Origin of the sequence: Vibrio sp. RM-69-4 (assembly GCF_024743775.1) — a bacterium.
GTDB lineage: Bacteria > Pseudomonadota > Gammaproteobacteria > Enterobacterales > Vibrionaceae > Vibrio > Vibrio anguillarum.
Map to the genome: position 1 here is coordinate 1 of NZ_JAMQXI010000005.1, position 2,042 is coordinate 2,042.

General features: G+C 40.1%; 2 protein-coding genes. Both read right to left on the reverse strand.

The genetic code is table 11. From position 1 onward, the window contains the following. Positions 1-53 precede the first annotated feature (53 nt). Positions 54-662 carry a glutathione S-transferase family protein gene (locus tag NB504_RS00050; RefSeq protein ID WP_258428050.1) on the reverse strand — a complete coding sequence of 203 codons (609 nt, stop codon included), beginning with the start codon at positions 660-662 and terminating at the stop codon, positions 54-56. A 151-nt stretch (positions 663-813) separates the two neighbouring features. Continuing rightward, entirely contained in the window at positions 814-1,740 is a 927-nt protein-coding gene (locus tag NB504_RS00055; protein WP_258428051.1) for a PD-(D/E)XK nuclease family protein, read from the reverse strand. Positions 1,741-2,042: the final 302 nt, after the last annotated feature.

Consider the following 2,042-nt stretch of genomic DNA (forward strand, 5'->3'; position numbering starts at 1 on the left):
AACCAACGCACAATAAAAATGCCGCGCGTTGGCTGTCCCTCTTGAAGCGTTTGTTATGTGTTTGTTTCCGTCATACCAACGTAGCCTGCTTGCTCTTGGAGTCTTTTGCACCACGCTTGAATATTGGGGTAATCGGATAAGTTAAAACCACCTTCATCTGCAACATGCGTATAAGCGTACAGTGCAATATCAGCGATAGTGAGTTGCTTACCAACAAGATAATCCGTTTGAGCTAAGCGACTTTCCATTATTGATAAGGCTTTATTACCTCCAGGTTGTAAGGCACGATATTCCTCTAACCTTGACTCTGGCATACCTTGATATTTTTGGATAAAACGAGCCACGGCGATAAATGGCTCATGACTGTATTGTTCAAAGAACAACCATTCGTACATTTTAGCCTTTTCATATTGGTCACTAGGAATTAACGCTGTGCCATCTGCAAAATAGCCAAGAATTGCGTTCGACTCTGACAAACAACGACCATCATCCAAAACAACTGCGGGTATTTTTCCGTTTGGGTTAATGGATAAAAACTCGGCTGTTTTTGTGTCACCTTTTAAAATATTGACGTGATGCCATTCATGTTCAATGCCTAAGAAGGCAAGCAACAGCTTGACCTTGTAACAGTTTCCAGATTGGATATCTCCATAAACCCTCACTACAAATCTCCTTTTGTAAACTCAAAAACACATAACGCCCAATTAAGGGGTGAGCAACGCTACCACCCAACCTAAAGCATTGCGCCATAAACACTTAACCTGAAGTAGAACCCAAAATGCCAAGCGTTGGGAATCCCTCTTAAATTGTTTGTTATATGCTTGCTGACATCAAAATTTGCTTTAGCTTAAGTGCAATTCTAATTGACTCTTCGATTTCAGGAAGAACATCACTAAACCTCTGACTAATAGGGTCAATCTCTGGAGCACTCGCTTCAAAAATAACCGACTTGCCTGAAACATAAATCGAAACACTGTCATCAACTAGCGGCGTAAACCGCTGAATAATCAGATCAAAATTTTCAGCTTGCTCGAACATCATAATCTTAATTGTATTCCCGTAAATTTGATGCACAATCTGAGTCAATTTGTCCTTGGGGTTCGGGTGAAATCGAATCCAAGTATTTCCCGCAGCTCTTGGCTTTGAACTTTCTGGATTTAACTCAGGATAACGTTCTTGGACATAATCTAAATAGAGACGTGCAAAAAGTGTCATTTCATTGCTAACTGTCGACTTATAACCTCGACGTTGTTTGTCGATAGCACTTTTCATTAGCTTAGCTTTGTACATACCACGCGCACTAGTGTCTGAAATAAAGTAAGCCATTATTTCTTCGTAAGAAAGTTGCGTATGATAAATTTCTGACGTTTTATCTAAGTATTTTTGTGGTGCTATTAGACAAGTAACAAAATCTACCCAATGCCCATGCTCTATTCCCGCCTTTCCACGCTGGTGATAACGAATGGCTTGCTTTGGCTGAGCCAGAGCATCTAATTTGTTTTCTATCAATATAGCTTGATGTGATGAATCTTCTGATTCATAAATGAAAACTAAATCAGACTCACCAAGCACATTGTCAGACACAGAGTGCCAAGCACCAACAAGCTTTATATGACTAGGCAATCCAGTGACTCTAGTAACTAACCAATTAGAAAAACTTTCCGATACGTTTAACTCTTCAAGCAAAACTAAGTCAATATCGCGCTCATTTATAGAAGAAAAAATGTTCAAATTTTCCATTTTCACGTACCTGCATATAACGCCCGGCTAAGGGGTTGACAACGCACCGCCAGACTCAAAAAAACACACTGTAAACACTAGATTTCAATTTTGCACTAAAGCCGCCACGCGTTGGCAATCCCTCTTGAGCCGTTTGTTAGCGGCTGCACTTTAGCCGGAAATTGATTACCCAACGGCCTAATTTAAAACACATTATTGCTTTCAAGCGGCAAAGTAAAATAGACAACTGAGAAACTAAAACCTAATCCACGAAACGCACTTGGCAAAGAAGAAATAACAGGAAAACTTGACGAGCTTCTAGA